The following is a 26,107-nucleotide window of genomic DNA, read 5'->3' as shown; positions in this document are numbered from 1 at the left end:
CCCTCGCCGTGCGAGGCCCGAGGAGGGCAACTCCGGTTCGCGCGCCACCGTCCGTCCTGCTCAGCCGCCGATGGTGACCTTGGTGAAGTTGTACAGGCTGCCCGAGGGGAACTCCGGGACGAGGCCGTGCACCTTCGAGGAGTACACGCTCACCGTGGGGTTCGTCGCGGCGAGGATGCTCGCGCCCCGCTCGTGCTCGATCCCCTTCATCTTCTTCTGGAGCTCGCATTGCTCCTGCTCGTCTGAGGTGGCGTAGAGCTTCTTCGCCAGTGCCTCGAACTCCTGGTCGTGCCAGTGCTGGTGGTTGAGCGCCGCGTCCTTGGTGATCATGTTGGGCACGTCGCCGAGGTAGGGATTGGTGTCGTAGCCGGTGTAGAACTTCCACTCCCCCCACTTCTCGAGGTAGGCGCCCAGCTCCATCTTCTGCACCTTGATGGTCACGCCGATCTTCTTGGCGTCCTCCGCGAGGATCTGCACGAGCTGGAGCATTCCGGGCTTGTTCGCGGCGGTCTGCAGGTCGATGGTGAGGTTCGATTTGCCCGCGTCCGCGAGGAGCTGCTTGGCCTTGGCGAGGTCCTGTTCCCGCTGGGGGACGTTCGGCAGGCAGGTGTCGAAGCCCAGGTGGTCGTTCGCCACGGCCCCGAGGCCGTCGAAGGCGTTGGAGAGCGCCAGCTTGCGATTGATGATCAGTTGCATCGCCTGGCGGACGCGCACGTCGTTGAAGGGCGGGACGTCGGCGCGCATTCCGATGACGACCTTCAGGTTCAGGTCGCTCTTCATGACCTTCAGTCCCGGCGTCTTCTGGATCGTCGGGAGCGAGGTCTGCAGGATGTTGGAGCTCGCGTCGATCTGGCCGCCGATCAGCGCGTTGGTCGAGGCCTCCGCGGTCTTGAAGCTGATGATCTTCACTTTGTCGATCTTGGGCTTCGCGCCCCAGTGGGCGTCGAACCTCTTGACGACCGTCTCCCGCCCGGGGGTGAACGAGACGAGGCTGAACGGCCCCGTCCCCATCGCCTGCTCGGGCGTGGATCCCTTCTTGTAGAAGATGATGTTGCTGTTGGAGACGGCGAACTTGAACGGCCCGTACGGCTCGCGCAGCTTGAACCGCACCGTCAGGTCGTCCACCTTCTCCATGCCCTCGGGGTCGATGAAGTCGACGTAGTTGGCCTCGATGAGGGGCTTCTTCTTGTCGAGGATCCGCTTGAAGACGGCGATGACATCGTCCGCGCCGAACACGCTCCCGTCGTGGAACTTCACGTTCGGACGGAGCTTCACCGTCCACACGGTGTTGTCCTTGTTGTGCGTGATGTCGGTGGCGAGCGCCCATTCGAAGCCGTTCTTCGTCTGCCGGACGAGCGGCTCGAACATCGCGGCGTTACGCACGTAGAAGTCCTGCGACCTCAGGTTCGAGTAGGCGTCGATGGTGGAGATCGTGCTGGCCACGACGCCGACGCGGAGCGTGCGCCCGGACGCGCCCTCCTGCCCCTCCGACGAGCCCGATGAGCAGGCCGTCGCGAGGCCGGTGACCATCGCGAGGCCCACCGCGGGCGCGAGCATCCGGGAACGTCTCCTGTGCTCTCTGCTGGCCGGTCGACTCAACATCCTTCCTCCTTTGAAAGACGCTGGTGCGGGTGCGGTGGGAGCTCGTGCGCGGAACGAGGCGGTGGTTGTCGTCGGGTGCCGTGCTCCACGAACGTGCGCGAACAGGAGGTCGTCCCGTCCGGCCGGAGCGAGTTTGTATGACGTACCAAATCAGACGTGCTAGGCGCCGTCAACAGTGTAAAGCGGACAAAATCGGCCGAGGAGTGAGCGTTGGCGCTGCTGACAGGGGTTGAAGCGCACGGCTGCCGTGCGGTTGACTGGCGGAGGTTGACCCGTCTTCGTCGTATGATTATATTACGTCATACAAACTCTGAGGAGGTGGCATGACAGAGACCGGACCGAACCTGCGGATCGACCGTCCTGCAGAGTCCGTTCCGCAGCTCGTCGTGCGCAGGGTCCGGCAGGCCATCCTGGAAGGCACGCTGCAGCCGGGACGCCGGCTCACCGAGCGTGAGCTCATGGAGCTCACCAGCGTGAGCCGGACCTCGATCCGCGAGGCGGTCCGCCATCTCCAGGCGCTCGGGCTCGTCGAGACCTCGAGCAGCCGGGGCGTGCGGGTGGCCGTGCTCGGCAGCGACGACGTCCGGCAGATCTACGAGGTGCGCGCGGCGCTGGAGCCCGAGGCCGCGTCGCTGTTCGTCCAGCGCGCCACGGACTCGGAGGTGCTGGAACTGGTCAAGCTCATGCGGCCGGGCAAGGGCGGCGAGGAGCAGCTCAGCGCGATCCACCACTTCGACGAGCTGCTGCTGGCGGGGGCGAGGAACGCCCTGCTGGAGTCCATCCTCGCGCCGCTGCACGCCCGCATCCACGCCCTGCGCCGGCTGTCGCTCAGCATCCCCGGACGCCGGGACAGATCCGACCAGGAGTACCGCGACCTCGTCGTGGCGATCACCGACCGGGACGCCGAGCGCGCCGCCCGGCTCGCCCGGCACCACGTGGAGGCCGCGAAGGAGGCGGCGCTGGCGGCCGTCGCGAAGCTGGAAGAGGAGCAAGCCTCGGGAGCATGACCGCGCTGGACGGGAGCCGGTTCGCCGCGCGCCCGGCATGACCGCGCGGCGCCGTACCCCGACAGGGCGTGTCCCGACACGTCGTGCCCGGCTCTGACGGGCGGGCAAGGGCCAACCGACCGGAGAGACGCATGCAGCACGAGTCAGCCGAGATCGCGATCGTCGGTGTAGGGCAGTCGGACTTCCGCGCGCTCTACGCGGCCACTGACCGGCCCCGGGACGCCTATGCCCTGGCGGCCGGCGCCCTCCGGGAGGCGATCGAGGACTGCGGGATCGGCAAGGACGAGATCGACGGGCTGCTCTGCTCCCGCGTGGAGTACAACCGGCTCGCCACCGTGCTCGGCCTCCAGCACCCCCGCTTCGTCCACGATCTCGAAGGATCGGGCCGGATGAGCGGCGTCGCCCTCCAGGAGGCCGTCGCATTGATCGCGAACGGTACGGCCGACGTGGTCGCGTGCGTCTACGGCAACAACGGCCGGTCCGCGAGGATGAGGTACGGCGGCGAGGGCGGCGGCCCCACCGTCGCCTACGACGAGATGTACGGCATGACCTCGCCGGGCGCCTACGTCGCCATGATGTACCAGCGGTACCGGGCGATGTACGGGGCGGACGAGGACGCGCTGGCACCGTTGGCGATCAACAACCGCCGGCACGCCGCGCTCAACCCGGTCGCCGTCTTCCAGGAGGAGATCACCCGCGAGGACTACCTGGGGTCGCGGTTCATCGCCGAGCCGCTGCGGCTGCTCGACTACTGCATCATCAACGACGGCGCCGTCGCCTTCATCGTCACCTCGATGGAGCGCGCGAGGTCGCTCCGCAAGCCGCCGGTGCGCGTCGCCGCGACGGCGGGGATGGCCCACCTCACCAACTACTACACGGCGGAGGACTTCTTCTACTCCGCCTGCCAGGACGTGGCGAGCCGGCTCTACCGGCGGACCGGCATCGCGCCGGAGGACGTCGACTGCCTGCAGATCTACGACAACTTCACGCCCACCATCGTCTTCACCCTGGAGGGCTTCAACCACGCCCCGCGCGGCGAGGGATGGCGCTGGGCGGACGAGAAGAAGATCCGCCACGACGGGCCGCGCCCGCTGAACACGGCGGGCGGGCACACCGGCGAGAGCTACATGCAGGGCTGGGCGCACCACGTCGAGGCGGTGCGCCAGCTACGCGGCGAGGCGGGTGCCAGGCAGGTGCCCGGATGCACGACGGCGCAGTACATGTGCGCGTCGCCGATCGTCACCTCGCACATCCTCACCAACGACGGGCACATCCTCACCCACGATGGGGCGGCCACGCGATGAACGCCGAGAGCTACGAGCGACTGCTGCCGGAGATCACCCCGGCGAACCGGCCGTACTGGGACGGCCTGGCCGAGAACGAGCTGCGGTTGCAGTGCTGCGACGCCTGCGGCGAGTACCGCTTCCCCGACAGCGAGGTGTGTCCGCGCTGCCTGTCCGGCTCATTCGGCTGGCGCGCGGTCAGCGGGAAGGGGCGGCTGTGGTCCTGGATCAGGATGCATCAGCGGTACTTCAGCGCCTTCGAGGAGGTCAGGCCGTACCTGGTGGCCTACGTCAAGCTCGACGAGGGCCCGGCCGTCATCAGCACGCTCGTGGAGGCGCCGGAGGAGCTCGTCCCCGACCTGCCCGTCCGGGCCGTGTTCGAGCCCGGCTTCAGCGAGCGGACGATCCTCAAGTTCGCCGTCCAGGGGCAGGAGCCCCTCACATGAGCGCGGACGCGGGCGAACGGCTCGTCCTGCACGAGGACCTCGGCGACGGCGTCGCGCGGCTCACCCTCAACCGCCCGCACAAGCGCAACGCGATGAGCCGCGCCGCGAGGTCGGCGCTGCTGGACGCCCTGGACGACTGCCACGGGACGGCGAAGGTCATCATCCTGACCGGGGCCGGCAGCGCCTTCTGCTCCGGGGTCGATCTCAAGGAGGCGGGCGAGGAGGGCACCGGGGCCGACGACACCGTCGAGGGGAGGCGGACGAGCTGGCACTCGGTGCAGGAGAGGATCCGGCACCATCCCGCGATCGTCGTCGCGGCGGTCAACGGGTTCGCCCTCGGCGGGGGCGTCACGCTGGTCAACTCCTCCGATCTCGCCATCGCGGCCCATGAGGCGCAGCTCGGCATGCCGGAGCTCGGGTTCGGCCTGTACCCCGGGCTCGCCGGGCCGTCGACCCAGCTCCGCCTCTCGCCGAAGCGCGCGGCCTGGATGGTGCTGACCACCGAGCGCATCAGCGGCACCAAGGCCGCCGAATGGGGACTGGTCAACGAGGCGGTGCCACTGGCCTCGCTCGCGGACGCCGCCGTCGAGCTCGCCCGCCGCGTCGCGCGGTTCGACCCGGTCAGCCTCGACTGGTCGAAGCGGGCGCTGCACGAGATCCCCCAGCACATCTCCGACTGGACCACGGCGCTGCGCTACGGCGAGGACCTCCGCGCGCAGATCCAGGCCCGGAGCGACGTCCTCTCCGACGGCGCCGCGACCTACCGCCGGGCCGTGGGCAAGAACGGAGGGCGGTGACGGTGGCACCCTTCTCCAGCAGGTTCCTGTACTGGATCGCCATCGACTTCGGCAGCTCGGACCCGGCGGACGTCGCGCGGTTCAACCGCTTCTACGACGAGACGCACGTCCCCGAGGTCTTCGCGAGGTATCCGGGCTTCGTGGCCGCGCACCGCTACGCCCTCCAGCTGCCGGACGCGAGGGGCGACTTCGGAGGGGCCTACCTGGCGGCCTACGAGATCGAGAGCGAGCAGGCGGCCACCGCGTTCCTCGCCCAGCAGGCCGCCGGGGAGACCGCCGGGGAGACCGCCGGGGAGACCGTCCATCCCGTCTACACCGCCGACCCGCCGCTCTGGCCGGACCTGCTCACCAGCCGGTGGCGGGTGCTCTATGAGAAGGTCGCCGAGACCGCGCCGTCGACGGGCACCCCGGACGTCATCCAGATCATCGGGATCGACGCGCCCGCGGACATCGGCGACGACGAGCTCGCCGAGTTCGATGACTTCTACACCAATGTCCACCTCCCCGAGGCGACGGCCACCGGCGGCTTCGCCCGGGGGACCAGGTACGCGCTGCGGCGCCCGCTCAAGCATCCGGAACCGGGCTGCCCGCGCTACCTCGCCGTCTACGAGCTGGCGAGCGCCACTGACGAGCAGGTCCTCGCGACGCTGCGGGTGATGCAGACGAGCAGATCGACTCCGGGCCCCGACTCCTGGACCAGGCACACGACACCGTGGCGGCTCTGGTACCGCAATATCTCGTTCACTCCACGGACGCCGTCGCCGGCCCAGGCGACCGTCCGGCAACCTCAGTGAGGCGGAGGCGTGTTCATCCTCGATACCCAGATCCACATGTTCCTGGCCAACACCCCGGACCGGCCCTGGCCGGACATCGGCGAGACCTACACGGGGTCCCCGGAGTCCACGCCGAAGCAGATCCTGCCCAGGATGGACGAGCTCGGCATCGACGCCGTGGCGATCGTCCCGGCCATCTGGGCGGGGAACGACAACTCGCCGCAGCTCGCCTGGGCCGCGCAGTACCCGGGCCGGTTCGGCGTGATGGGCAGGTTCGACCTCTGGGACCCGGACCGGGACCGCATCGAGCGCTGGTTCGACGACCCGTGGATGCGCGGCATCCGGATGAGCTACCCGGAGTTCCGCGGACGCGACTGGATCGACGTGGACGAGTTCCCGTGGTTCTGGGAGGCCGCGGAACGGCTCGGCATCCCGCTGATGCTGCTGATCTACGGCCCCGAGGTCCGCAAGGTCGCCCGGATCGCCGAGCGGCACCCCGATCTCCGGCTGATCGTCGACCACATGGGCCTGATCATCGGTGACCCGCTGACCCAGGACCTCTGGGCGTACATCGACGACATCTTCCCGCTCGTGAAGTACCCCAACGTCTACATGAAGTTCTCCGCGATCCCCGACTACACGGCCGAGCCGTACCCCTATCCGTCCCTCACCCCGACGCTGCGCCGTGTCTACGACGCGTACGGCCCGCAGCGGCTCATGTGGGCCTCGGACACGACGCGGGTGCGCGGGGCGACCTGGCGGGAGAACCTCGACCACGTCAGGTACACGCTCGACTTCCTCAGCGAGGAGGACAAGGTCTGGATCCTCGGCCGGACGGCGGCCACGGTGCTGAACTGGCCCCGTCCCGAGAGCGGCTGGGAGTGGGAGCACGCCGGGCCGGGCGCCACCGAGGTGGCGCGCTGACCGATGACACGACCAGATGAGGAGCGGGGCGGCGACCGGCGGCGCGACCCCGGCGCGGCGCTGCGGGTCGTCGAGCTCTCCACCGGCGTGGCCGCGAAGGTCTGCGGCCGGCTGCTGGCCGGGCTGGGGCACGAGGTGATCCTGTGCGAGCCGCCCGGCGGGGACCCGCTGAGAACGCAGAGACCCCTGGACGAGCACGGCGTCGGCTTCGCCTTCTCCAGCCTCGACGCGGACAAGCGCAGCGTGGTCGCCGACCTGGACACCGCGGACGGGCGGACGACGCTCGCCCGCCTGCTGGACCGTGCCGATCTCCTGCTCACCGACCTCGGCCCCGCCCGGGCCCGCGCCACCGGCCTGACCGCGCCGCGGATCCGCGACATCTGGCCGGGCCTGGTCACCGTGGGCATCACGGCGGCGGGGCTGGACGACCCGCGCTCGGACCATCCCGGCGACAGCCTGCTCGCCGAGTGCTTCGGCGGCCTCGCCTCGATGATCGGCGAGCCGGACCGCTCCCCGCTGAGCCTCGGCGGGGAGCAGACGGCGCACGCCGCCGCCTTCGCGGGCTTCTTCGGCGCCATGCTCGCGCTCCGCCGCCGTGCGCGCGCCGGGCAGGGCGACGTGGTCGATGTGGCCCTGTGCGACGTCGCGGCGTACATCGACTGGAAGAGCGACATCGAGACCACCGTCGCCGCCACCGCGCCGACGCGCACGGGGGCCACCGCGGGGCCGTGGCGGATCGTCCGCGCGTCCGACGGCTGGGTCGGCTTCGTCTTCCAGCACGAGCAGTGGGGCCTGCTGGCCGAGCTCGTCAGCGGGTCGGCGCCGGCGTCGCCCCCCGATCCGGAGCGGTGGTGGCCGGTGATCGAGAGATGGGCGGCACGCCTGCCCAAGCGGACGATCTACGAGCGCGCCCAGTCGCTGGGGCTCGCCGTCGGCTTCAGCGCCGACCTGGGCGACCTGCGCGGCGATCCGCAGTACGGATCGCGTGGCTTCTTCCGTGAGCCGCGGCAGGGCGGGACGACGGTCGCGCCCGTCGGCCCTCCGGCCCGCGCCGCGGGGCTGCCGTGGCGCTCCGGGCCGCCACCGGCGCTCGGTGACGGCGGCCCGTCCGCGGCACGGGCGTGGGAGCACACCGGGCGGCGGGTGCCGGCACCGGCCGGCGCCTCCGGCACGGCCCGCTACGGGAGCGGGGCCCCCCATCCGGTGGCGCCGCTCGCGGGCGTGACCGTGCTGGACCTCGGGACGATCACCGCGGGCGCGGCCACTGGGCGGCTGCTCGCCGACTACGGCGCCACGGTGATCAAGGTCGAGTCCGCGGGACACCCCGACCCGTTCCGGCAGTGGCCCGTGGCGGGGCAGCCACCGGCCACGCACGGCCTGGACGTCTCGCCCATGTTCGAGTCCAACAACGCGGGCAAGCTGGGCGTGGTGCTGGAGCTCAAGACCGAGGCCGGTCGCGAGGCGCTGCACCGGCTGGCCGCCCGCGCGGACGTCGTGATCGAGAACTTCACCGTGGGCGTGACCAGGCGGCTCGGGGCCGACTTCGAGACCCTGCGCGCGGTCAATCCGGGCCTCGTCTACCTCTCCCTGTCGAGCCAGGGGCAGGACGGTCCCGAGGCCGGCCGCAGATCGTACGGTTCGACGCTCGACCTGCTCTCGGGGCTGGCCTCGGTGACGGGGTACCCGGGCGGCGGGCCGATGTGGTCGTCCGCCGAGGTCAACTACCCCGACCAGGCGGCGTCCCTCTTCGGTGCCAGCCTCGTCGCGTACTGCCTGGAGCGCGGCGTCCGCGGCGTCCACCTGGACGTCTCGCAGCGCGAGCTCATCAGCTGGACCCTCGCCGATCGGATCGCCGAGCACGCGGTGACGGGCGTGCTTCCCGCGCCCACCGGCAACCGGCGCCCCGGCGGCACCCCGCACGACGTGTACCCCTGCGCGGACGAGGACCGGTGGGTCGCGGTCGCGTGCCGCCGCCGGGCCGAACGGGAGGCGCTGGCGTGCCTCGTCGCGCCCGCGGAGCTGACGGGGAGATCGGACGAGTGGTGGTGGGAGCACGAGGCCCGGGTGGACGAGCTGATCGGGGCGTGGACCCGCGCCCGTTCCCGCGCGGAGTGCGTCCGGGCCCTGACCGAGGCGGGAGTGGCGAACGCGCCGGTGCTCTCGGCGGCCGAGCGCAGACACGAGCCGCGGTTCCGTGAACGGCGGGTCTACCTGGGCGACCGGGGCTCCCGCCGCAAGGGGTTCCCGTTCACGATGCGCGGCTTCGCCCCGCCCGACCCGGCTCCGGCGCCGGCCCTGGGACAGGACCAGGAGACGGTCCTCGCGGACCCGGGCTTCTGCGGCAGAAAGGAAACAGTATGAGTATCAGCGGGCAGGCGTTCCTCGCCGGCGCGTTCGAGCACCCGGGGCGGGAGCTGCCGGACGAGTCGCTCGCACAGATCCACGCCACGGTCTGCCTCGGCGCCCTGGCCGACGCGGGCCTGACCATGGACGACGTGGACGGCTTCTTCTGCGGCAACGACGCCGCGGGCGCCGGCTGGATCTCCATGGCCGACTATCTGGGCCTGCGCAACCTGCGCTACATGGACTCGACGGAGAGCGGCGGCGCGTCGCCGATCTACCACGTCTCGCACGCGGCGTCCGCGATCGTGGCCGGCAAGTGCAGCGTCGCGCTCGTCTCCCTCGCCGGGAAGCCGCGCACCGGCACCAACTCGGGCCCCGGCCCCCTGAAGGTGCCCGAGGACGGCTTCGAGGGCCGGATGTACGGTGTCGCCGGGGCCACGAGCACCTACGCGCTCGCCGCGCGCCGCCACATGCACGAGTACGGCACCACGAGCGAGCAGCTCGCGGAGATCAAGGTCGCCGCCACCATCCACGCCTCCCACAACCCGAACGCCTTCCTGCGCAAGGTGATGACGGTCGAGGAGGTGGTGGGCTCACCGCTCATCGCCGATCCGCTGCACCGCGCCGACTGCTGCGTGGTCACCGACGGCGGCGGCGCCGTCGTGGTGGTGAGCGCGGACGTCGCGGCGAGCCTCGCCCGCGACTCCGTGAAGATCATGGGTGCCGGCGAGGCAGGCAAGATCGTCAACGGCGGCAAGACCGACCTCACCTACTCAGGCGCGGTGTGGTCGGCGCCGCGCGCCTTCGAGGAGGCGGGCGTGACGCCCGCCGACGTGGACTACGTGTCGATCTACGACAGCTTCACGATCACCGTGCTCATGATGCTGGAGGACCTGGGCTTCTGCGCGAAGGGCGAGGGGGGGCGCTTCGTCCAGGACGGTGCGCTCGTCGCGCCGCACGGGCGGCTCCCGTTCAACACCGACGGCGGCGGCCTGGCCAACAACCACCCGGGGCACCGCGGGGGCGTGACCAAGCTCATCGAGGCGGTGCGGCAACTGCGCGACGAGGCGAACGAGGGCGTCCAGGTCCCCGACTGCCAGATCGCGCTCGTGCACGGCAACGGCGGCGACCTCGGCACCCGGATGCGGAGCGCCACGATGATCCTTGGAAGAGAGGACTCATGACCACGGTTCGCACCGACTCGGCACTCCCCGTCCCCGCCCCCGACGTCAACCCGGACACGGCCGAGTTCTGGGCCGCGACGCAGGAAGGGCGGCTGCTGGTCACGCGCTGCTCCCAGTGCGGGGAGGCGGTCTGGTACCCGCGGCCCATCTGCCCGTTCTGCCACAGCACCGACACGGTGCTCGAACAGGCCAGCGGACGCGGGACGGTCTACACGTTCAGCATCGTCCGGCGGGCGCCGGGCGAGTGGGGCCAGGCCACCCCCTACGTGCTCGCCTATGTCGAGCTTGAGGAGGGGCCCAGGGTGATGACGAACATCGTGGACTGCTCCGTCGAGGACGTGTACATCGGCGCCCCGGTCGAGGTCGTGTTCTTCGACACGGGCGAGGGGGCCGCGCTGCCGCGGTTCCGCCTCGTGGACGCGTGAACAGAGACGAGCCGGAGGAGACGACCGCCATGTCGATCAACAAGATCTATTCCTCGCCCGAGGCCGCCGTCGCCGACGTCCCCGACGGGTCCAGCGTGGCCATCGCGGGGTTCGGGATGGTCCACAGCTTCCCGTCCAGCCTCACCGTGGCGCTGCGCAAGCAAGGCGCGAAAGAGCTTTGCATCGTCGCCAACTCCCTGGGCAGTGGTCCCTACCGCTCCAACACCCTGATCGAGAACTGCCAGGTCAATAGGTTGATCGTGTCGTTCTCCGCGCGGGCGGGCGAAGGGAGGTCGGCGGCCGAGGAGCAGATCGCGGCGGGCCGTATCGACGTCGAGCTGGTCCCCCAGGGCACCCTGGTCGAGCGGCTCCGCGCGGGCGGCGCGGGAATCGGCGCGTTCTTCACCCGCACCGGGGTGGGCACCGCGATCGCCGAGGGCAAGGAGACCCGCGTCATCGACGGTGTCGAGCACGTCCTTGAGCACGGCCTCAAGGTCGATTACGCGTTCATCCGCGCCGACCGCGCGGACCGCTTCGGGAACCTGCAGTTCCGGGGCGTCGGCCGCAACTTCATGCCCAGTTTCGCCAAGGGCGCCCGCGTGGTGGTCGCCGAGGTGGACGAGATCGTGGACGGCCTGATCGACCCCGAGGACGTCGGTCTCCCCGGCATCTTCGTCGATCGGGTGGTCACCGCGACGGTCGAGGTGCCGATCGACTTCCCCACCCGGCGCGCGGGCCGCACCGGGAGCAGCGCCCAGGAGTACAACGGCAAGCGGGCCTGGACGAGGGACCAGATGGCCGAGATCGCCGCGTCCCTGCTCCCCGAGCCCGGCTACGTGAACCTCGGCCTCGGGATCCCCACGCTGATCTCGAACTACGTCGAGGGCCGCGACATCGTGCTCCACTCGGAGAACGGCGTCCTCGGGTACGGGCAGGTGGCCGCGCAGGAGGAGTTCGACCCCGCCGTGTACAACGCGGGCGGGCAGTACGTGACGTTGCACGACGGCTCCTCGTTCTTCGACAGCGTCACGTCCTTCGAGATGATCCGCGGCGGCCGGGTGGACGCCGTCGTACTCGGCGCCTTCCAGGTGGACGGCCAGGCGAACGTCGCGAACTGGAGTGCCCCCGGCATGGTCGGCGGCGGCATCGGCGGAGCGATGGACCTCGTCGCGGGCGGCAGCACCGTGATCGTCCTCATGACCCAGTGCGACGCCCAGGGGCGGCCCAAGCTGGTCGAGCGGGCCGACTACCCGCTGACCGGGCGCGGGCTCGTCGACATCGTCGTGACCGACCTCGGCGTGTTCCGCTGGCAGGGCGAGCGGTTCCGGCTCGACAGGGTCGCTCCCGGCTTCGGTTTCGAAGAGGTCGCGGCCCTGACCGAGCTGGACGTCGCCCTGCCCGCGGACTGATCGCCCTCCGCGGACTAGGTCACCGGACGTCGATCGCGAGGGTCTTGACCTGGCTGAACTCGTCGATGACCCAGCGGCCGCCAAGCCGGCCCCGGCCGGACTGGCGGCCGGCCGCGCCACCGAAGGGCAAGCTGAACTCCCAGTAGTTGGAGGAGTCGTTGACCACCACCAGCCCGCAGTCGATGCGCTCGCCCAACTGGAAGGCCCTGGCGAGGTCGGTCGTGAACAACGAGCCGACGAGCCCGAACTCACCGGCGTTCGCGGCCGCGACCATGTCCTCCTCGTCCTCGAAGACCGACAGCGAGGCGATCGGCCCGAAGGTCTCCTCGCTGAAGAGGGCGGCGTCGCGGCCGACGGAGGTGATGACGGTGGGCGGGAAGAAGAAGCCCTCCTCGCCCTGGATCCGTTCACCACCGGTCACGACGTCCGCGCCGTGCTCCCGGGCATTCTCGATCAACCGGTCGTACCGGGCGATGCTGGACTCCAGATGGACCGGTCCCATCGTGACCCCGGGATCCAGCGGGGACCCCAGGACCGTCTCCGTGGCCCGCTTCGCGAGCAGCCGGGTGAGCTCGTCCGCGCACGACGCGGCCACCAGCACCTTGCCGGCGGCACTGCACACCTGGCCCGCGTTCCAGAACGCCGCGTTCGATATCGCCGTTGCGGCGATCTCGATGTCGGCATCGCCGAGAACCACGATGGGCGAGTTCCCGCCCAGTTCGAGGAGAAGCTTTTTACGCCAGGCCGATTCGGCGATGGACTGACCCGTCCCGCTGCTGCCGGTAAAGCCGACCGCGACAATTCCCGGATGCGTCACCAGATGGCTGGCGACCGCGACTTCGTTCGTGATCACCAATTGCAGTAGTTCCTGCGGGAAATCCGCCGCGAGAAGGATTTCCCGGAACTTCGCCGCCACGACGGCCGTGGTGGGAGCCGGCTTCCACACCACGGCGTTGCCGGACGCGAGGGCCGGGCCGAGGTACTCGACCGGAATGTTCACCGGGAAGTTCCACGGGGTGATGACCGCCCACACGCCGAGGCCCTCGCGGCGCACGATCGCCCGCTTGTTCGTGTCCTGGACCTGCGGCGTCTCCCCGCCCAGGGCGAGGACGGACTCCGCGGCCATCTCCAGCCCGCGGACCGCGAACAGGATCTCCCCGGTGGCCTCGGCGATCGGCTTGCCCTGCTCGGTGGAGAGCACCTCGGCGAGTTCCCCGTGCGCGCCGAGCAGCGCCTGAGCGGCCGACCGGCACCATGCGGCACGGGTGGCGGCCCCTGCGCCGCGGTTCTTCCGGAAGGCCGCCTCGGCGCTGGCGACGGCGGTGTCCACATCGCCTGCGGACGCCGACGCCAAATCGGCGAATGGACGACCCGTGGCCGGGTTGATCGCCGGGTACCGCATGTCGCTTTCGCGCCACGATCCGTCGATCCAGGATGAGTAGAAGTCGGCAGCCGAAGGCGCGGTGAATGTCATGTCGATCCCTTCCTAGTCGCCTTTACCGTATCAATTCTTCGTTCGAGTGAATAGAGGCGAGGAGAATGGATTCGAGGGGACCGCGCGCGCCTTCCACCTGCCGCACCGGCCACTACGACGCCCTGGTCCGGGGCCACCGCACCTCCGGCACGCCGGTGACCCCGCCGGGCGACCGGGTGTGGACGCATGACTCCGCCCGCGTGGACCTGGTCCCCCTCGTCCCCGCCCAGGCGTGGGAGTTCATCGAGGCGGCGGCGGGCGCTCATGAGCGCCCGCGATGGCGTCCGGTGCTGGACGCCCCGTCCCAGGCGGGGCACGCGCGCCATCGCCGACCATCTGCTCGGGCTGTTCATCCCCGCCCGCATCGCCGCCGCCCGAGGACGCAGCCACCGGCTCACGCCCGAGGGACCCACGTCTACCTCGCCGTCCTCGCCCGCTACCTCACCGGCAACCAGACGCGGCGGCCGCTGGCGGGCTCGCCGGCGGGCTCACGGCCGGATTCGCGGCCGGTCTCACGGGCGGGCCCGCCAGACTCCGCTATGTCGGGTTCCTGCTCTCCACACGGGGACAGCTCCCCTGGCGGCTGGGGCGCTTCCTGCACTGGAGCCACCGGACGGGACTGCTGCGAGTCTCAGGTATCGCCTACCAGTTCCGCCACAGCGAACTCCAGCACCATCTCGCCGACCACCCGCGCCCCCGGACTCCCGCGTGGCCGACCGGCCCAGGAAACGACGGGAGTGCGCACTAGGCGGGACCCGAGTGTGTATCGTGTTGGCCATGGCTCGACTGAACATCACGTTGCCCGACGAGCTCGCCGCGACACTGCAGGGACTCGCCGCGGAAAAGAAGATCCCGTCGGTCTCGGGGTTCCTCCGGGACGCGGCAGTGCGCAAGCTGGCCTATCTCCAGGACGCCGCGACCGTCGATGAGCTGTTCGGCCCTCCGAGCCCGGACGAACAGGCGCTGATCGAACGTCTCACCGACGGTGACGCGCAGTCCGACCGGAACGTTGCGTGATCACCGGTCACGTCGTCGACACCACCGCCCTGGTGGATCTGGCCACCGGCAAGACGATCTATGTACGGGCCCGGCTCAGGGCGTCCATCGCCACCCAATCCACCATCGTCATCCCCGCGGCCGCGCTGGCCCGCGCTTGGCAGCTCGTCCCCGACCACGGCCGCGGCGTGCTGGAACGGCTGCCCAACATGGAGGTCGTCCACGTCGATGACCTGGACGAGGTGATCGCCCAGCAGACAGGGCAGCTCACCACCACCGTGTCCGACCTCGGAGTGGACGCCGCCCAGGCCGCCTGGTCGGCGCGGTGGCGCCGCTGGCCCCTGATCACCGCGACACCCGACGCCTACAAGGCGATCCCCGGTGTGCGCGTCGAACAGATCCCCTGACGCCATCGGAGCCGTCATCCGGGCATCCCTGCTCAACCCCTGCCGCACCATCCCCAAGGACTGACAACACCGGCCTCATTCGTGTGCTGAACCTGAGTCTCGTATCACCCCTGGTCAGACGACGCACGCCACGGAACGCGCAGAAGAGGGAGACCCGGTCAGGCGCATGAAGGTCCAGTCGATTTCGGGAGTCCGCACTCCCGGCAAACGGACGGACGGTCTTCGAGTGGTCAAGGTCGTTGTTTCTCGGCTGCACTCAAAGTAGGCGGCAGCAGGAGGCCCTTTGGCGAGAGGTCGCCCACGCATCGGGCGAGCGTTGAAGGAACGGGGGATTCTGCCCTGCTGTTCGGGATGCGAGGCTTGGAAGCAGGTACTCCCTGAACCACATCCGCCTTTGTCCGGTGACCGCGATCGACGGCGGGTCACTCTGTGGTGAGCCGCTGCCGAAGTCGCCCCCGGACACGTCGCGAGGTGCGGGTACAGCTCAACGACCATGCCTTGGGAGAAGTCTCCAGCGACCCCACGTGGCCGCAGGTGACACCGCGCGCGGCCGAACCCGGAGTGCCGGCGAGGATGAAGGCGCGGTGCCACGCGGTGCGACGCAGCGGCGCCCAGCCCTGTGTCCACCGCACGGACACATCACGCGTGCCCGGGGCAGAGGATCCCACTCTTTGCGCGGTGACGGAGGCGTACACATAACCCGTGAATGGATGGGGAAGGACCGGACGCATCGCCACTGCGGCGGCGGGCCCAGGATGGCGGGCGGCTTCTTCGAGGCATCTGCTTTTGATGGCGCCCAGCGACGCGGGATCGAGGGTGGCCCGTCCTGTCACCCCCCGCCAGGCCGCGTAGCCGATCAACCCGAGAACCCCGAGCACGTACAGGGCCATGAGTCCCGCGGGCCAAGGGCGAGGCGTCCACCTACCTGTGGCGATCCCCGTGGCGGTGTAACCGAGGGCCGCCGCTGCGACGACGATCCCGTGGACCACGATGAGCGATCGGTCCCGGGTGGGCAATGGCGGCGGATCATCCGGGGCGACCGGGGCTTCTGTGTCGAGGATCGATGGGGGCATGAGGCGTTCCGATCAGGGGGAAGAATGGAAGCAGGCTGTTCCGCCGACGACTCGGAACGTGATGTTCTTCGCGTGAGCCGTCGGACGTCGTCGCGTCTGAGCGTTTTGCGGGCGATAGAGGCGCGGTCGAAGGGGGGGTGATCCGAGGCTTCGCTGGCACTTGTGCGCTTCATGTCGTCATGCGCGGTTCGACTCCAGAGCGAAGTTTCTTTGACCCTGCGACAGTCAGCATAACTGCCTTTTGCGCGATGCTCTTCATCATTTCGGGCCCAGGGGGCTGGCCACAGTCGGCAACTCATGGCCTCCTTCTTTAGCGCCCTGACGCAGTGTGCATGCGATGCCCATGAATCGTTATGACTCATCTCTCCTGATCAGAAAGTCGCCTGGCACTTACAGCACCTCCGTGCTCTGCTCGCGCCGAGGGCGCCGACCACGGGTTTACCACCGTCCATAATGCGGCATGGACGGACCACGCGGATGACGACTTCTACATGTACCCGAGTTAACGCTGCCTGTCAGGAAAGCTGCTGTTACTACCAGCTTGGCCCGACTGCGGAGCGCCACGCGCCGAGCGAGAAGCGGGAAGGCGACGCGCCATCCCGGACGTCGCGGCACTCCTGGGCGGCAGGCGGTCAATGCACGCCTCACCATGAGAGACGTGCACCGAGACGGCACTCGGCGGCTCCGTTCCAGTGAGTGGTCCAGAGGATCCGGCGTGTCGTGGCCCCTTGAACAGGACATGCCGAAATACATCACTCGCGTGACGAGAGTCACACCAACGTCACGCTCTGACGCTCCTCAAAACGAGAGATGGCTTTCGTTAGGCGAAAGTCATGTATCGCCTAAGCGCCCATGGTTGATATCCAGCCAGCTCAGGGGAGGAGATAAGCGACATCGCTAGATTTCGGATGAGTTCGGATAACTCGGGTGTTGGTTTAACAAAATATTCCGTTCGCCCGAGAACCATCCGTTCGCGGTGCCCGTTGGCCAGGATCGATCGCGGCCTTCGCCCTATCCCAGGTGGATCGGCCGTAAGATCTGCAGAAAGCAACTGCAACGTGGCAGAGAGGCGGGACCTACATCTCCGAGTGAGCACTCCGTCCTGGGTGACGGACTCCCGTCACCGGGCACCATCCCGCGCAGCAGGCGGATAAGGTCGAGCATCAAGCTCCCTCAGTGCGTCGCGGCGGATTTCGAACGGGTCCAAAAGAGCTAGCGGCCGTTCGACCGCAGACGAGCAGAAAAGGATGCGTTCCGGGTTCAGGTCTCCTGGACCCGTGGCCATCCATCCCCCGAAGTTCCTAACGAGGGACCCCCATCCATGGCTCAAGAAGACAACGAAATACCCTCCCACCAGCGCGGCAGCCGCAGGACGGCTGACAACGACCGGAGGAGCAGCCCGAACCGGCCCCATCGGCGGCGGACGGTGAACTCCGAGCCGTTCGACGACACGTCGAAGGATGGTGAACTGTCCTCCGTCACGTCGAACGCCGCCTCGGCGCGTCGGAGCGCACCACAGCCAAGCGCCCCCCTGGCGCACTCTTCCGGCCTGGAGACGACCGACGAGGCACCGCGGCCGGAACGCGAGCACGACCACGCCGCACAGCCCGGCTTCTGGCGCCGGTTCCTGTGGTTCCGCCCGAACGCGCGCATCCACAACACGGCCATCTTCGTGGCGTGGATCGGATTCGCCGGCACCGTCGGCGCGCCCATGGCCACCATCGCCGTCCCGGCCCTGTGGTCGCAGATCGCCGGCGGGGGCGAGGACAAGGGCATGTCGCAGGTGGCGTCGATCGTCAACACGCCCGGCGGCCGGACGTACGCCTACCGGCAGCCCAGCCTGTCCAGCGAGCACGACGACCGGAGACCCGTCTACCGCGAAGGCGACACGATCGAAGTCATATGCCAACTCCGCGACGGCGAGGCCGTGACCATGCCCGGCGACAACCGTCCGCTTTACGCGGTGACAGTGTGGGACAAGCTCGCGAACGGCAGCTGGGTACCGGACATCTTCACGTCTCTGGACCTCAAACGGGGACCTCAGCCCCCGCGGGGACTTCCGGTGTGTCCGGAGGAGACCGCCGCTCCGGTGCCGGTCCCCTAGCCGGGGACCGCCGTCGTCGTCAGGCGCGGTGCGAGGGGGGAGAAAGACGGAAGGCCCGGGTCGATCAGCACCCGGGCCTGAATGCTCGGGAGGTGCGGACGATAGATCGCCGGCGACGCGTCTGCACGCAGGGCCAGCCACTGTTGGAGTCGGCGACCAGCGTCGCGGTGAAGGTGGTCTCGACTCTTCGGGTGATTCAGGGATGGGGTGGTCCTCCGTCTTTGGTCAGGGTGGGGGCGCCGGGGCCCGTCAGTTCGTCGGGGCGGATGGGGCGTCCTGACAGGGCCAGCAGGAGCGCCAGGGCCGGGCCGCGTACTTCCGGGCCTTCGCCGACGTCGAGGTCCGCGTCGGTCGCCACGAGGTGCAGTCCCTCAGCCCGCTCCTTGCCGCCGCCGATCCCGACGCGGGTGCGGAGCTGGTGGCGGAGCGCGGTGACGACGGGCTCGACCGGGTAGTCGCGGCTGAGGCCGAGGGGGCGGCGGACGTCCTCACCGTGGACGAACGCCTCGACGAGACGGGTGGCCTTCGGTGCCGGGGCGCCGGTGGTCCTGTGGAGGGCCGCGCGGAACGAGGCGAGCGTGCGGCGGGGGTCGTCGGTGCGTTCGCGGGCGACGGCCGCGTCGTTGTAGCGGTCGAAGTCGAAGCGGGCCGCGGCGAAGCGCAGCACGAAGCTCAGAGGGGTGGTCTTGGCGTCGCCGGCGAGATGGGCGACGACGTCGTGGACGTCCCAGCCGGGGCACAGCGACGGCGTCGACCAGCGCTCGGCGGGCACGTCCTCCAGGTCTCTGATCAGCGCCTCGCGTTCGGCGTGGACCACGGGCCATATCTCGTTCATGACATCCCTCGCTCCTCTAACTGAACTGTACCGTACAGGACAGTTTGTTCTGTACTCAAGAGTTCAGTTGGAGGTAGCATGCGGACCGTGGGCAAAGACAGCACCAGACCCTCGCCGCCATCGGGCAGGCGCGCCGAACGCAACCGGCAGGCCATCGTCACCGCGGCGCGCGAGTTGTTCATCCGCGAGGGGTTCGACGCCGGGATGGACCTGATCGCCGCGGCCGCGGGCGTGTCCAAGGTGACGGTGTACAACCACTTCGGCAGCAAGGAGGAGCTGTTCACCGAGGTCGTCGGGCAGGCGATGGGCGAAGCGCACATGACCATGGCGGAGGTGCGCGCCGGGCTCGCCGATATCGCGGACGTCCGAGAGGCACTGCTGCACACTGCGCGCGCGCTGGTCGACGCGGCCACCGATCCCTCGCGGATGGCGCTGCGCAACCTCGTCACCGGTGAGCTGCGCCGCTTCCCCGAGCTCGGCCAGGCGTACCTGGAGCGCGGCCCGGCCCGCTCCGCCACCGGGCTGGCGGAGGTGTTCGGCGACCTGTGCGCGCGTGGCCAGCTGGTCATCGCCGATGTCGAGCTGGCCGTCGTCCAGTTCTTCGGCCTGACCGTCTACCCGCATCTGATCACCGGCTCGATCGGCGTCGGCGTTCCGCCGGACCTCGCCGGCCGCCTCGTCGTCGACGGTGTCGACCTGTTCCTGAGCCGCTACCAGGCCCGCCCGCGCTGACCGGACGCGGCACGGCGCCCTCCAGGCCGCAAGGAAAGGGTTCTGAGCACGATCCCGGCCTGGAAGGCGCCGTGGTCTCGGGCGCCCCCGCGGGTCAGGCGCGGGCGTTGTCGAAGCGGGTCGTGACGTCCGTCCAGTTCACCAGCGACCAGAGCCTCTGCACGTAGTCGGGACGGACGTTGCGGTACTGCAGGTAGTACGCGTGCTCCCAGGCGTCGAAGACCAGCAGCGGCGTGGAGCTCATGCCGACGTTGCCGTGATGGTCGTAGACCTGCTCCACGATGAGGCGCCTGCCCAGCGGCTCCCACGCCAGCACGCCCCAGCCCGAGCCCTGGACCAGCGACGTCGCGCTGGACAGCTGCTTCTGGAACGCCTCGAACGAGCCGAAGTGCTCGTCGATGGCCGCCGCAAGCTCGCCGCCCGGGCGGTCCCCGCCGTCCGGCGACAGGTTGTCCCAGAAGATCGAGTGCAGGACGTGCCCGGAGAGGTTGAACGCGAACGTCTTCTCAAGGCCGACCAGGCCGCCGAACTGCTCCTTGTCACGGGCCTCGGCGAGCTTCTCCAGCGTGTCGTTGGCGCCCTTGACGTAGGCGGCGTGGTGCTTGGAGTGGTGCAGCTCCAGGATCTCGCCGGTGATCGCCGGTTCCAGGGCAGCGTAGTCGTAGGGGAGGTCGGGCAGCGTGTAGTCGGCCATGGCGCCACTATTGCAAACGAGTCGCAGTTACGTCCAACTCGCAATACGAACGGCGTGCCGGAAGGCCGGTGAGGTGGGCAGCGGGGTGTGTCGTCAGTGGCGGCGCCCGCCGCGCAGCCGCGCGAGCAGACCACGGACCTTGGCCTGCGTCCGGGGGTCTCGTGCGAGCCGCTCCGCCCGCGCGCGCGCCTGCCGCCCCTGGGGGCTGCTCATGAATCGCTTGATCCGGTCGATGACGGAAGCCACGTTCTTCCTCCTCGGCCTAGGCTTTCCCGTTCAACGAGTGCCCGCCGTGAAAGGTTCTGAACGCCTCGCCCCCGCCGCATGACGGCGGGGGCGGAACCAGCACGGGAATGAAACCCTACATGTAGGCGGGCGTCCTCGTGCAGCCCCAACATGTTGGGCGTGTCGTGACCACTTCCGGGGGTCGACTGCACATTCGAGGGAAGCGGTGGGACGATGGGCCGGTCATGTCCGCACAGCCCCCGCATCCGCTGTCCCGCACGGCACGCGCGGTGGTGTTCGCCACCGTGTGCGTGACGCTCGCGGCGACGGGGCATGCCCTGGCGTCGCGGGACACGGTCCCGGCCTGGGCCGTCCTCGCCGGGTTCGGGACGGTCCTCGCCGTCACGTTCGTGCTCGCCGGGCACGAGCGCTCGCTGGCGACGATCGCGGGCGGTCTCCTCGGCGGGCAGTTCGCGCTGCACACGCTGTTCGCGAGCGCGACGGACCCCATGCTCCACCACGCGCCGGGCGCGTCGCACGGCGGCGCGGTCCAGGGCTCGGGCACCGCGATGACGCTCGCGCACATCGCCGCCGCCCTCCTGTCGGCGCTGTGGCTGCGGCGCGGCGAGCGGGCGGCGTGGGCGCTGGCGCGGCGGCTGGCCGCCGCGGCCGAGCGTCCGCTGCGGCTGCTGGCGGTCCTGTTCTCGGTCACGCCGGACGGTCCCGCGCCGCAGGTTCCGGCGGTCCGTGCGGCGGACGAGGTCACGGGCGCCGGACGGGTGCTCCGGCATCAGGTCGTCCGGCGGGGCCCGCCATGCCTTTCGAGGGCACCCGCCCAGCACTGATCCGAGCGGGTGCCGTACGCGTCACCGGACGCGCCGGTCCACGGCGCCTCCGGCTCCTTCCGTACGACTCGATCGGAGTTCCGCCATGCTTTCCAGTCCTCCCGCCCGCCGCCTCGCGACGCTGGCCTCGCTCGCCGCGCTGTCGGTGATCGGCCTCGCGACCGCCGCGTCCGCCCACGTCACCGTCAACCCCGGCACCGCCGAGCAGGGCGGGTTCACCAAGGTGTCGTTCCGGGTGCCGAACGAGCGCGACGACGCGGGCACCACGAAGATCCAGGTGGATTTGCCCACCGACCATCCGGTGGCGTTCGTGTCCGTCCGCCCCGTCCCGGGGTGGAAGGTGAAGGTGGAGAAGTCCAAGCTCAAGACGCCGCTGAAGATGGAGGGCTCGCAGCTGACCGAGGCCGTCTCACGGATCACCTGGAGCGGCGGCAAGATCGACCCCGGGCAGTTCCAGGAGTTCGACGTGTCCATGGGCCCGCTGCCGACCGGCGTCGACCGGATGCTGTTCAAGGCCGAGCAGACGTACTCGGGCGGTGAGGTCGTCAAGTGGGACCAGGACCCGGGCGACGGGCAGAACGAGCCCGAGCACCCGGCGCCGGCGTTGAAGCTGACCCCGAAGGGGGTCGAGCCCGCCGCCGCGAAGTCCCCGGCCGGCGTGACCGCCCAGCCGAAGGCGGCGGCGACGTCCGACGCGAGCGACGGCACCGCGCGGGTCCTCGGCGGGATCGGGATCGCGGTCGGCGTGATCGGCCTCGGTGTCGGCGGCTACGGCATCAGCCGGGCGAGGAGCCGGGCATGAGCCGTGCGCTGGCGAGGACGGCCGCGGCCGGTGCGGCGGTCGCGCTGGTGGCGCTGGGCGCGGCCCCGGCCTCGGCGCACACCACGCTGAAGTCGGCGGACCCGGCGTCGAACTCGACCGTCGCGCCGCCGTCCAAGATCGTCCTGACGTACGCGGACCCGGTGATGGTGCCGCAGGTCGTGCTGACGGACGCCTCGGGCGGGCGGCACGAGGCGGGCAAGGCGCAGGCGGTGGACAACACCGTCACCGAGACCGTCTCCGGGACGCTGCCGAACGGCGTCTACACGGTCGGCTGGCGCGTCGTGGCCACCGACGGCCACCCGGTCAAGGGCAGCTTCACGTTCACCGTGAAGGGGTCCACGAGCCCGCAGGCCCAGACCTCCGCGCCCGCGCCGGGCCCCTCGACGGCCCCGGCGGCGGCCGGTGAGGACTCCGGCGGCTCGTCCGGCTGGCTGTGGATCGGGCTGGGCGCGCTGGTCGTCGCGCTGATCGGCGGCGGCGTCGCCTGGTCCAGGCGCGCCGGGGAAGGGTAGCCGGGAGGAGTGGCCGGGCCGCGTCCGGCCGGGTGATCACAGGCCCACGGTGATGACCCGGCCGGACGCGGCATCCGGCAAGCGAGTGGGGATGGGCCGTCGTCCTGGCTGATAACGGCTGGCTATCAGAGCGGCGATTGGACGGTGCGAGGGCCGGGACCGGAAGATCTTCGTGGCCGGTCGAGGGGACCGGACGACGACGGCGCGGGGGTGGAGAGATGAGTTCTGCCGAGGACCGCCTGGCGGTCATCGAGACGTGCACGCGGATGGCCTGGCACGCCGACCGGCGCGAGTGAGAACGGCTGAAGACGATCTTCGCGGACGAGGTGCGGCTGGACTACACGAGCCTCAACGGCGGCGAGCCCGTCGTCCTCGGGCCCGGGCAGATCGTGGACGCGTGGGAGCGGGGGCTCGGCGGCTACGACGCCACCCACCACATGATCACCAACCATCTGGTGGAGGTGACCGGCGACACCGCCGTCTGCACCGCGTCCTTCCAGGCCACGCACCGCCTGGAGAACCGGTTCGGGTCGCCGCTGTGGACGCTCGGCGGCACGTACCGGTTCGACCTCGTCCGCGAGGGCGACTGGAAGATCGGCGGCCTGGTGATGACCGCGACGTGGGCGGACGGGAACCAGCAGCTCGCGACGCTGGCGGCGGAGGGCCGGTGAAGGTCGCCTTCGCGAGCGACGAGGCGGCGCTGACCGGGAACCTGTTCCACCCCGGCGGGGACGCGCCGGTGCCCGGCGTCGTCGTCGCCGGGACGTGGACGAGCGTCAAGGAGCAGATGGCCGACCGGTACGCCGAGCGGCTCGCCGGGCGCGGGTACGCGGCCCTGTCCTTCGACTTCGCGGGCTACGGCGAGTCGGGCGGCGACCCCCGCGACGTCGAGTCGCCGGAGCGGAAGATCCGCGACATCCGCAACGCGGTGACCTACCTCGCCGGACGCCCGGACGTGGACGCCGGGCGCATCGGCGCCCTCGGGGTGTGCGCCGCCGCGATGTACATGAGCGCGAACGCGGCCGCGGACCCGCGCGTCCGGTCGCTGGCCCTCGTCGCGCCCTGGCTGCACGACGGGGAGATCTGCCGGGAGAACTACGACGTGGACGCGCGGCTCGCCGAAGCCGCGCTGGCCCGCGCGCGCTGGGAGGAGACCGGGGAGGTCGAGTACGTGCCGGTGGTGAGCGGCAGCGACCCGCGTGCCGCCATGCCGTTCGACATCGACTTCTACCTGAACCCCGGACGCGGGGGCATCCCGCAGTGGCCCAACCGGTTCGCGGTGATGGCGTGGAAGGAGTGGCTGGAGTTCGACTCGGTCGCGCTGGCGCCGCGCATCGACGTGCCGGTGCTGCTCGTCCACAGCGAGGACGCCGCCATCCCCGACGGCGCCCGCCGGTTCCACGCGGGCCTCGCGGGGCCGAAGGAGTTCGTGTGGACGACGGGCGTCCAGTTCGACTTCTACGACCGGGAACCGGCGGTCACCACCGCCGTGGACGCCGCCGCCGGGCACTTCACGGCGACCCTGGAGCCGTCGTGAGGACGAGGACCTTCTAGGAGGCGACGGGCACGGCCGGGATGGCGGCCAGGCAGGACGTGTCGCCCGGCTTCTGGGCGCGGATGAAACCGGTCTCGATCCCGGCGACGCATCCGGACGGCTCCTTCTCCGCGACGTGCCCGACGTTCGGGACCTCCACGACGGTGGAGCGGGGGAACCGGCGGGCGGCGAGCCGTCCCTCTTCGGTCGGGGTGTTGGGGTCGAGGTCCCCGGACACGACCAGCACCGGGACGTCGGGGACGGGACCGGCCGCCTGCCCGGTGCCGTGCCGGTCGGGCCAGCGGAGGCAGGTGTTCCCGCGGTCGGTGATGGCGCTCGTCCACGCCTGCTTGCCGAACGGCCAGAAGTCGCGCTCGGGCAGGGCGGCGCGTCCCGCCTGGAACTGCCGGAGCCGGGCGGCGACCGGTGCGGCGCGGTCCCACAGCGCCGGGTAGTCGTTGCACATGACGGCCATCGACTGCGCCGGGTTGAACGGCTCCTCGGCGGGGGCGGACGAGCCGCTCATCGGGGCCAGCTCGCGAGCGGCGCCGACCAGCGCCGCGGTGCGGCCGCGCAGCGCGTCGCGGACCATGGCGGGGACGGTCCCGATGCCCTCGGGCGCCGCGGTGGCCGCGCCGTAGACGATCGCGGACAGCGCGGTGGCGTCCAGGCTGCGCCGCTCGCCGTTCTCCAGCTCGTAGGGGATCGGCCGCTCGCCGAGCCGTGCCGAGAGGCGGGCGACGTCGCGCAGGACGCGGTCGCCGTCGCAGGCCCCGCTGCGGTCGCAGACGAGCTTGAGGGTGCGGCGCGCGGCGCGGACGTTCGGCCGCGCCCACATGTCGAAGTCGACCGGGTAGGCGCTGGACAGCACGATCGACCGGACGCGCTGCGGGTGCCGCTGCGCGTAGACCGTCATCAGGTAGGTGCCGTACGACTCGCCCAACAGGTCGAGGCCGCCGATCCCCAGCCGGGCGCGGACGGCGTCGATGTCGTCGGCGGTCTCGGCGGTGGTGTACCCGCGGGCGCGTTCGCCGAGGGCCTCGCCGCACGCCCCGGCCGCGCGGACGAGGCCGTCGCGGGTCGCGGGCAGCGCGTCGCCGAACCCGCAGTCGACGGACCCGGAGCGGCCCACCCCCCGCGGCTCGACGAGCAGCATGTCGTGGTCGCGGAGCAGGTCGCGGAACTTCTCCGCGTACATCGGGGCGTAGGCGAGCGCCGAGTCGCCCGGCCCGCCCGGGTTGACGGTGACCGTCCCCTTCGCCGGACGGGACGTGTCCCGATGCCGGATCACCGCGTAGGCGACCGTCGTCCGTCCCAGATCGGGTCGTGACCGCACCAGCGGCACCTGGATCGTTCCGCATTCCGCGCCGGAGACGCCGGCGCACTCCGGCGCGGCCTCCCGCGCCGACGCGGCGCCGACGCCGCCGGCCGCCACGGCCGTGACGGCGGTGAGCACGGCCACCGGCACGCCGGCCTTCCTCAAGATCTGCCTCATACCCCGACGATGGCCGCCGCGCACCCGGACGCGCATCGCCCGGCGCGGGTAGACCGTGCCCGCTACCGGAGAGGGAGCCGGGACGCCGCGCGTATCGGCTCCCCACCGTCCGGCTCCCCACCGTCCGGCTCCCCACCGTCCGGCTCCCTCCGTCCGGCCACCGGC

At 70.6% G+C, this 26,107-nt stretch carries 25 protein-coding genes; 19 read left to right on the top strand and 6 right to left on the bottom strand.

The genetic code is table 11. The features are described from left to right. Window positions 1-60 precede the first annotated feature (60 nt). The gene (locus AGRA3207_RS22210) at window positions 61-1,557 is read right to left on the bottom strand and encodes an ABC transporter substrate-binding protein (protein WP_231328965.1); all 1,497 of its coding nucleotides are present in this window, start codon (window positions 1,555-1,557) and stop codon (window positions 61-63) included. 368 nt (window positions 1,558-1,925) lie between these two features. Here AGRA3207_RS22210 and AGRA3207_RS22205 point away from each other — a divergent pair, with 368 nt between their 5' ends. The 10 genes from AGRA3207_RS22205 to AGRA3207_RS22160 all read left to right on the top strand — a co-directional run bounded on the left by AGRA3207_RS22205 (window position 1,926) and on the right by AGRA3207_RS22160 (window position 12,193). Next, the gene (locus AGRA3207_RS22205; RefSeq protein ID WP_231328964.1) at window positions 1,926-2,609 is read left to right on the top strand and encodes a GntR family transcriptional regulator; all 684 of its coding nucleotides are present in this window, start codon (window positions 1,926-1,928) and stop codon (window positions 2,607-2,609) included. 131 nt (window positions 2,610-2,740) lie between these two features. Then, window positions 2,741-3,913, top strand: coding sequence for a thiolase family protein (locus tag AGRA3207_RS22200; protein ID WP_231328963.1), 1,173 nt, complete (start codon window positions 2,741-2,743; stop codon window positions 3,911-3,913). Continuing rightward, the gene (locus tag AGRA3207_RS22195) at window positions 3,910-4,338 is read left to right on the top strand and encodes a Zn-ribbon domain-containing OB-fold protein (RefSeq protein ID WP_231328962.1); all 429 of its coding nucleotides are present in this window, start codon (window positions 3,910-3,912) and stop codon (window positions 4,336-4,338) included. The genes AGRA3207_RS22200 and AGRA3207_RS22195 overlap by 4 nt, the downstream gene beginning before the upstream one ends. After that, the gene (locus AGRA3207_RS22190; RefSeq protein WP_231328961.1) at window positions 4,335-5,135 is read left to right on the top strand and encodes an enoyl-CoA hydratase/isomerase family protein; all 801 of its coding nucleotides are present in this window, start codon (window positions 4,335-4,337) and stop codon (window positions 5,133-5,135) included. Before AGRA3207_RS22195 ends, AGRA3207_RS22190 begins: the two co-directional genes overlap by 4 nt. Further along, window positions 5,132-5,929 (top strand): DUF4286 family protein, encoded by a 798-nt coding sequence (locus AGRA3207_RS22185; protein WP_231328960.1) that lies wholly within the window; start codon window positions 5,132-5,134, stop codon window positions 5,927-5,929. Before AGRA3207_RS22190 ends, AGRA3207_RS22185 begins: the two co-directional genes overlap by 4 nt. Window positions 5,930-5,938: 9 nt before the next feature. Then, window positions 5,939-6,832: an amidohydrolase family protein gene (locus AGRA3207_RS22180; RefSeq protein WP_231328959.1), complete on the top strand. Its 894-nt coding sequence runs from the start codon at window positions 5,939-5,941 to the stop codon at window positions 6,830-6,832. 3 nt (window positions 6,833-6,835) lie between these two features. Then, window positions 6,836-9,193: a CoA transferase gene (locus AGRA3207_RS22175; protein ID WP_231328958.1), complete on the top strand. Its 2,358-nt coding sequence runs from the start codon at window positions 6,836-6,838 to the stop codon at window positions 9,191-9,193. Beyond that, on the top strand, window positions 9,190-10,359 hold the full coding sequence (locus AGRA3207_RS22170; protein ID WP_231328957.1) for a thiolase domain-containing protein: 1,170 nt from the start codon (window positions 9,190-9,192) through the stop codon (window positions 10,357-10,359). The genes AGRA3207_RS22175 and AGRA3207_RS22170 overlap by 4 nt, the downstream gene beginning before the upstream one ends. Beyond that, on the top strand, window positions 10,356-10,784 hold the full coding sequence (locus tag AGRA3207_RS22165) for a Zn-ribbon domain-containing OB-fold protein (protein ID WP_231328956.1): 429 nt from the start codon (window positions 10,356-10,358) through the stop codon (window positions 10,782-10,784). Before AGRA3207_RS22170 ends, AGRA3207_RS22165 begins: the two co-directional genes overlap by 4 nt. Beyond that, the gene (locus AGRA3207_RS22160; RefSeq protein ID WP_231328955.1) at window positions 10,781-12,193 is read left to right on the top strand and encodes a 3-oxoacid CoA-transferase; all 1,413 of its coding nucleotides are present in this window, start codon (window positions 10,781-10,783) and stop codon (window positions 12,191-12,193) included. The genes AGRA3207_RS22165 and AGRA3207_RS22160 overlap by 4 nt, the downstream gene beginning before the upstream one ends. 19 nt (window positions 12,194-12,212) lie before the next feature. Here the strand turns inward: AGRA3207_RS22160 and AGRA3207_RS22155 are convergent, their stop codons facing one another. Next, a complete protein-coding gene (locus tag AGRA3207_RS22155) occupies window positions 12,213-13,667 on the bottom strand; it encodes an aldehyde dehydrogenase family protein (protein ID WP_231328954.1) in 1,455 nt (484 codons plus the stop codon). A 777-nt stretch (window positions 13,668-14,444) separates the two neighbouring features. Here AGRA3207_RS22155 and AGRA3207_RS22150 point away from each other — a divergent pair. From AGRA3207_RS22150 to AGRA3207_RS22140, 3 genes are all read left to right on the top strand, one after another. Beyond that, complete coding sequence (locus AGRA3207_RS22150; protein WP_231328953.1) at window positions 14,445-14,684, top strand: ribbon-helix-helix domain-containing protein; 240 nt, start codon at window positions 14,445-14,447, stop codon at window positions 14,682-14,684. Further along, window positions 14,681-15,070: a hypothetical protein gene (locus AGRA3207_RS22145; RefSeq protein ID WP_231328952.1), complete on the top strand. Its 390-nt coding sequence runs from the start codon at window positions 14,681-14,683 to the stop codon at window positions 15,068-15,070. The genes AGRA3207_RS22150 and AGRA3207_RS22145 overlap by 4 nt, the downstream gene beginning before the upstream one ends. Window positions 15,071-17,569: 2,499 nt before the next feature. Continuing rightward, window positions 17,570-18,247: a hypothetical protein gene (locus AGRA3207_RS22140; protein ID WP_231328951.1), complete on the top strand. Its 678-nt coding sequence runs from the start codon at window positions 17,570-17,572 to the stop codon at window positions 18,245-18,247. Window positions 18,248-18,443: 196 nt separating this feature from the next. Here the strand turns inward: AGRA3207_RS22140 and AGRA3207_RS22135 are convergent, their stop codons facing one another. Then, entirely contained in the window at window positions 18,444-19,082 is a 639-nt protein-coding gene (locus tag AGRA3207_RS22135) for a maleylpyruvate isomerase family mycothiol-dependent enzyme (RefSeq protein WP_231328950.1), read from the bottom strand. 87 nt (window positions 19,083-19,169) lie between these two features. Here AGRA3207_RS22135 and AGRA3207_RS22130 point away from each other — a divergent pair, with 87 nt between their 5' ends. Further along, on the top strand, window positions 19,170-19,814 hold the full coding sequence (locus tag AGRA3207_RS22130; protein WP_231328949.1) for a TetR/AcrR family transcriptional regulator: 645 nt from the start codon (window positions 19,170-19,172) through the stop codon (window positions 19,812-19,814). A 94-nt stretch (window positions 19,815-19,908) separates the two neighbouring features. On the opposite strand, the gene AGRA3207_RS22125 is transcribed toward AGRA3207_RS22130, so the two are convergent. Both AGRA3207_RS22125 and AGRA3207_RS22120 read right to left on the bottom strand, forming a co-directional pair. After that, window positions 19,909-20,508, bottom strand: a complete 600-nt coding sequence (locus AGRA3207_RS22125) for a superoxide dismutase (RefSeq protein WP_231328948.1) — start codon at window positions 20,506-20,508, stop codon at window positions 19,909-19,911. Between the two features lie 93 nt (window positions 20,509-20,601). Next, complete coding sequence (locus AGRA3207_RS22120) at window positions 20,602-20,754, bottom strand: hypothetical protein (protein ID WP_231328947.1); 153 nt, start codon at window positions 20,752-20,754, stop codon at window positions 20,602-20,604. 224 nt (window positions 20,755-20,978) lie between these two features. Between AGRA3207_RS22120 and AGRA3207_RS22115 the strand changes: the two genes are divergently transcribed. The 5 genes from AGRA3207_RS22115 to AGRA3207_RS22095 all read left to right on the top strand — a co-directional run bounded on the left by AGRA3207_RS22115 (window position 20,979) and on the right by AGRA3207_RS22095 (window position 24,450). Next, the gene (locus AGRA3207_RS22115; RefSeq protein WP_231328946.1) at window positions 20,979-21,578 is read left to right on the top strand and encodes an MFS transporter; all 600 of its coding nucleotides are present in this window, start codon (window positions 20,979-20,981) and stop codon (window positions 21,576-21,578) included. 85 nt (window positions 21,579-21,663) lie between these two features. Next, window positions 21,664-22,380 carry a YcnI family copper-binding membrane protein gene (locus tag AGRA3207_RS22110; protein ID WP_231328945.1) on the top strand — a complete coding sequence of 239 codons (717 nt, stop codon included), beginning with the start codon at window positions 21,664-21,666 and terminating at the stop codon, window positions 22,378-22,380. Beyond that, complete coding sequence (locus AGRA3207_RS22105; RefSeq protein WP_231328944.1) at window positions 22,377-22,913, top strand: copper resistance CopC family protein; 537 nt, start codon at window positions 22,377-22,379, stop codon at window positions 22,911-22,913. Before AGRA3207_RS22110 ends, AGRA3207_RS22105 begins: the two co-directional genes overlap by 4 nt. A gap of 326 nt (window positions 22,914-23,239) precedes the next feature. Continuing rightward, a complete protein-coding gene (locus AGRA3207_RS22100) occupies window positions 23,240-23,584 on the top strand; it encodes a nuclear transport factor 2 family protein (protein WP_231328943.1) in 345 nt (114 codons plus the stop codon). After that, window positions 23,581-24,450, top strand: a complete 870-nt coding sequence (locus AGRA3207_RS22095; RefSeq protein ID WP_231328942.1) for an alpha/beta hydrolase — start codon at window positions 23,581-23,583, stop codon at window positions 24,448-24,450. Before AGRA3207_RS22100 ends, AGRA3207_RS22095 begins: the two co-directional genes overlap by 4 nt. A gap of 13 nt (window positions 24,451-24,463) precedes the next feature. On the opposite strand, the gene AGRA3207_RS22090 is transcribed toward AGRA3207_RS22095, so the two are convergent. Continuing rightward, window positions 24,464-25,942: an alpha/beta fold hydrolase gene (locus AGRA3207_RS22090; RefSeq protein WP_231328941.1), complete on the bottom strand. Its 1,479-nt coding sequence runs from the start codon at window positions 25,940-25,942 to the stop codon at window positions 24,464-24,466. Window positions 25,943-26,107: the final 165 nt, after the last annotated feature.

This window comes from Actinomadura graeca (assembly GCF_019175365.1).
Taxonomy (GTDB): Bacteria; Actinomycetota; Actinomycetes; order Streptosporangiales; family Streptosporangiaceae; genus Spirillospora; species Spirillospora graeca.
This window is presented reverse-complemented; position numbering and strand designations above follow the sequence as displayed.

Coding starts and splice junctions, on each gene's coding strand:
- AGRA3207_RS22210 (WP_231328965.1), bottom strand. CDS start 1,557: ATGCTCGCGCCCGCGGTGGGCCTCGCGATGGTCACCGGCCTCGCGACG.
- AGRA3207_RS22205 (WP_231328964.1), top strand. CDS start 1,926: ATGACAGAGACCGGACCGAACCTGCGGATCGACCGTCCTGCAGAGTCC.
- AGRA3207_RS22200 (WP_231328963.1), top strand. CDS start 2,741: ATGCAGCACGAGTCAGCCGAGATCGCGATCGTCGGTGTAGGGCAGTCG.
- AGRA3207_RS22195 (WP_231328962.1), top strand. CDS start 3,910: ATGAACGCCGAGAGCTACGAGCGACTGCTGCCGGAGATCACCCCGGCG.
- AGRA3207_RS22190 (WP_231328961.1), top strand. CDS start 4,335: ATGAGCGCGGACGCGGGCGAACGGCTCGTCCTGCACGAGGACCTCGGC.
- AGRA3207_RS22175 (WP_231328958.1), top strand. CDS start 6,836: ATGACACGACCAGATGAGGAGCGGGGCGGCGACCGGCGGCGCGACCCC.
- AGRA3207_RS22170 (WP_231328957.1), top strand. CDS start 9,190: ATGAGTATCAGCGGGCAGGCGTTCCTCGCCGGCGCGTTCGAGCACCCG.
- AGRA3207_RS22165 (WP_231328956.1), top strand. CDS start 10,356: ATGACCACGGTTCGCACCGACTCGGCACTCCCCGTCCCCGCCCCCGAC.
- AGRA3207_RS22155 (WP_231328954.1), bottom strand. CDS start 13,667: ATGACATTCACCGCGCCTTCGGCTGCCGACTTCTACTCATCCTGGATC.
- AGRA3207_RS22150 (WP_231328953.1), top strand. CDS start 14,445: ATGGCTCGACTGAACATCACGTTGCCCGACGAGCTCGCCGCGACACTG.
- AGRA3207_RS22135 (WP_231328950.1), bottom strand. CDS start 19,082: ATGAACGAGATATGGCCCGTGGTCCACGCCGAACGCGAGGCGCTGATC.
- AGRA3207_RS22125 (WP_231328948.1), bottom strand. CDS start 20,508: ATGGCCGACTACACGCTGCCCGACCTCCCCTACGACTACGCTGCCCTG.
- AGRA3207_RS22115 (WP_231328946.1), top strand. CDS start 20,979: ATGTCCGCACAGCCCCCGCATCCGCTGTCCCGCACGGCACGCGCGGTG.
- AGRA3207_RS22110 (WP_231328945.1), top strand. CDS start 21,664: ATGCTTTCCAGTCCTCCCGCCCGCCGCCTCGCGACGCTGGCCTCGCTC.
- AGRA3207_RS22105 (WP_231328944.1), top strand. CDS start 22,377: ATGAGCCGTGCGCTGGCGAGGACGGCCGCGGCCGGTGCGGCGGTCGCG.
- AGRA3207_RS22090 (WP_231328941.1), bottom strand. CDS start 25,942: ATGAGGCAGATCTTGAGGAAGGCCGGCGTGCCGGTGGCCGTGCTCACC.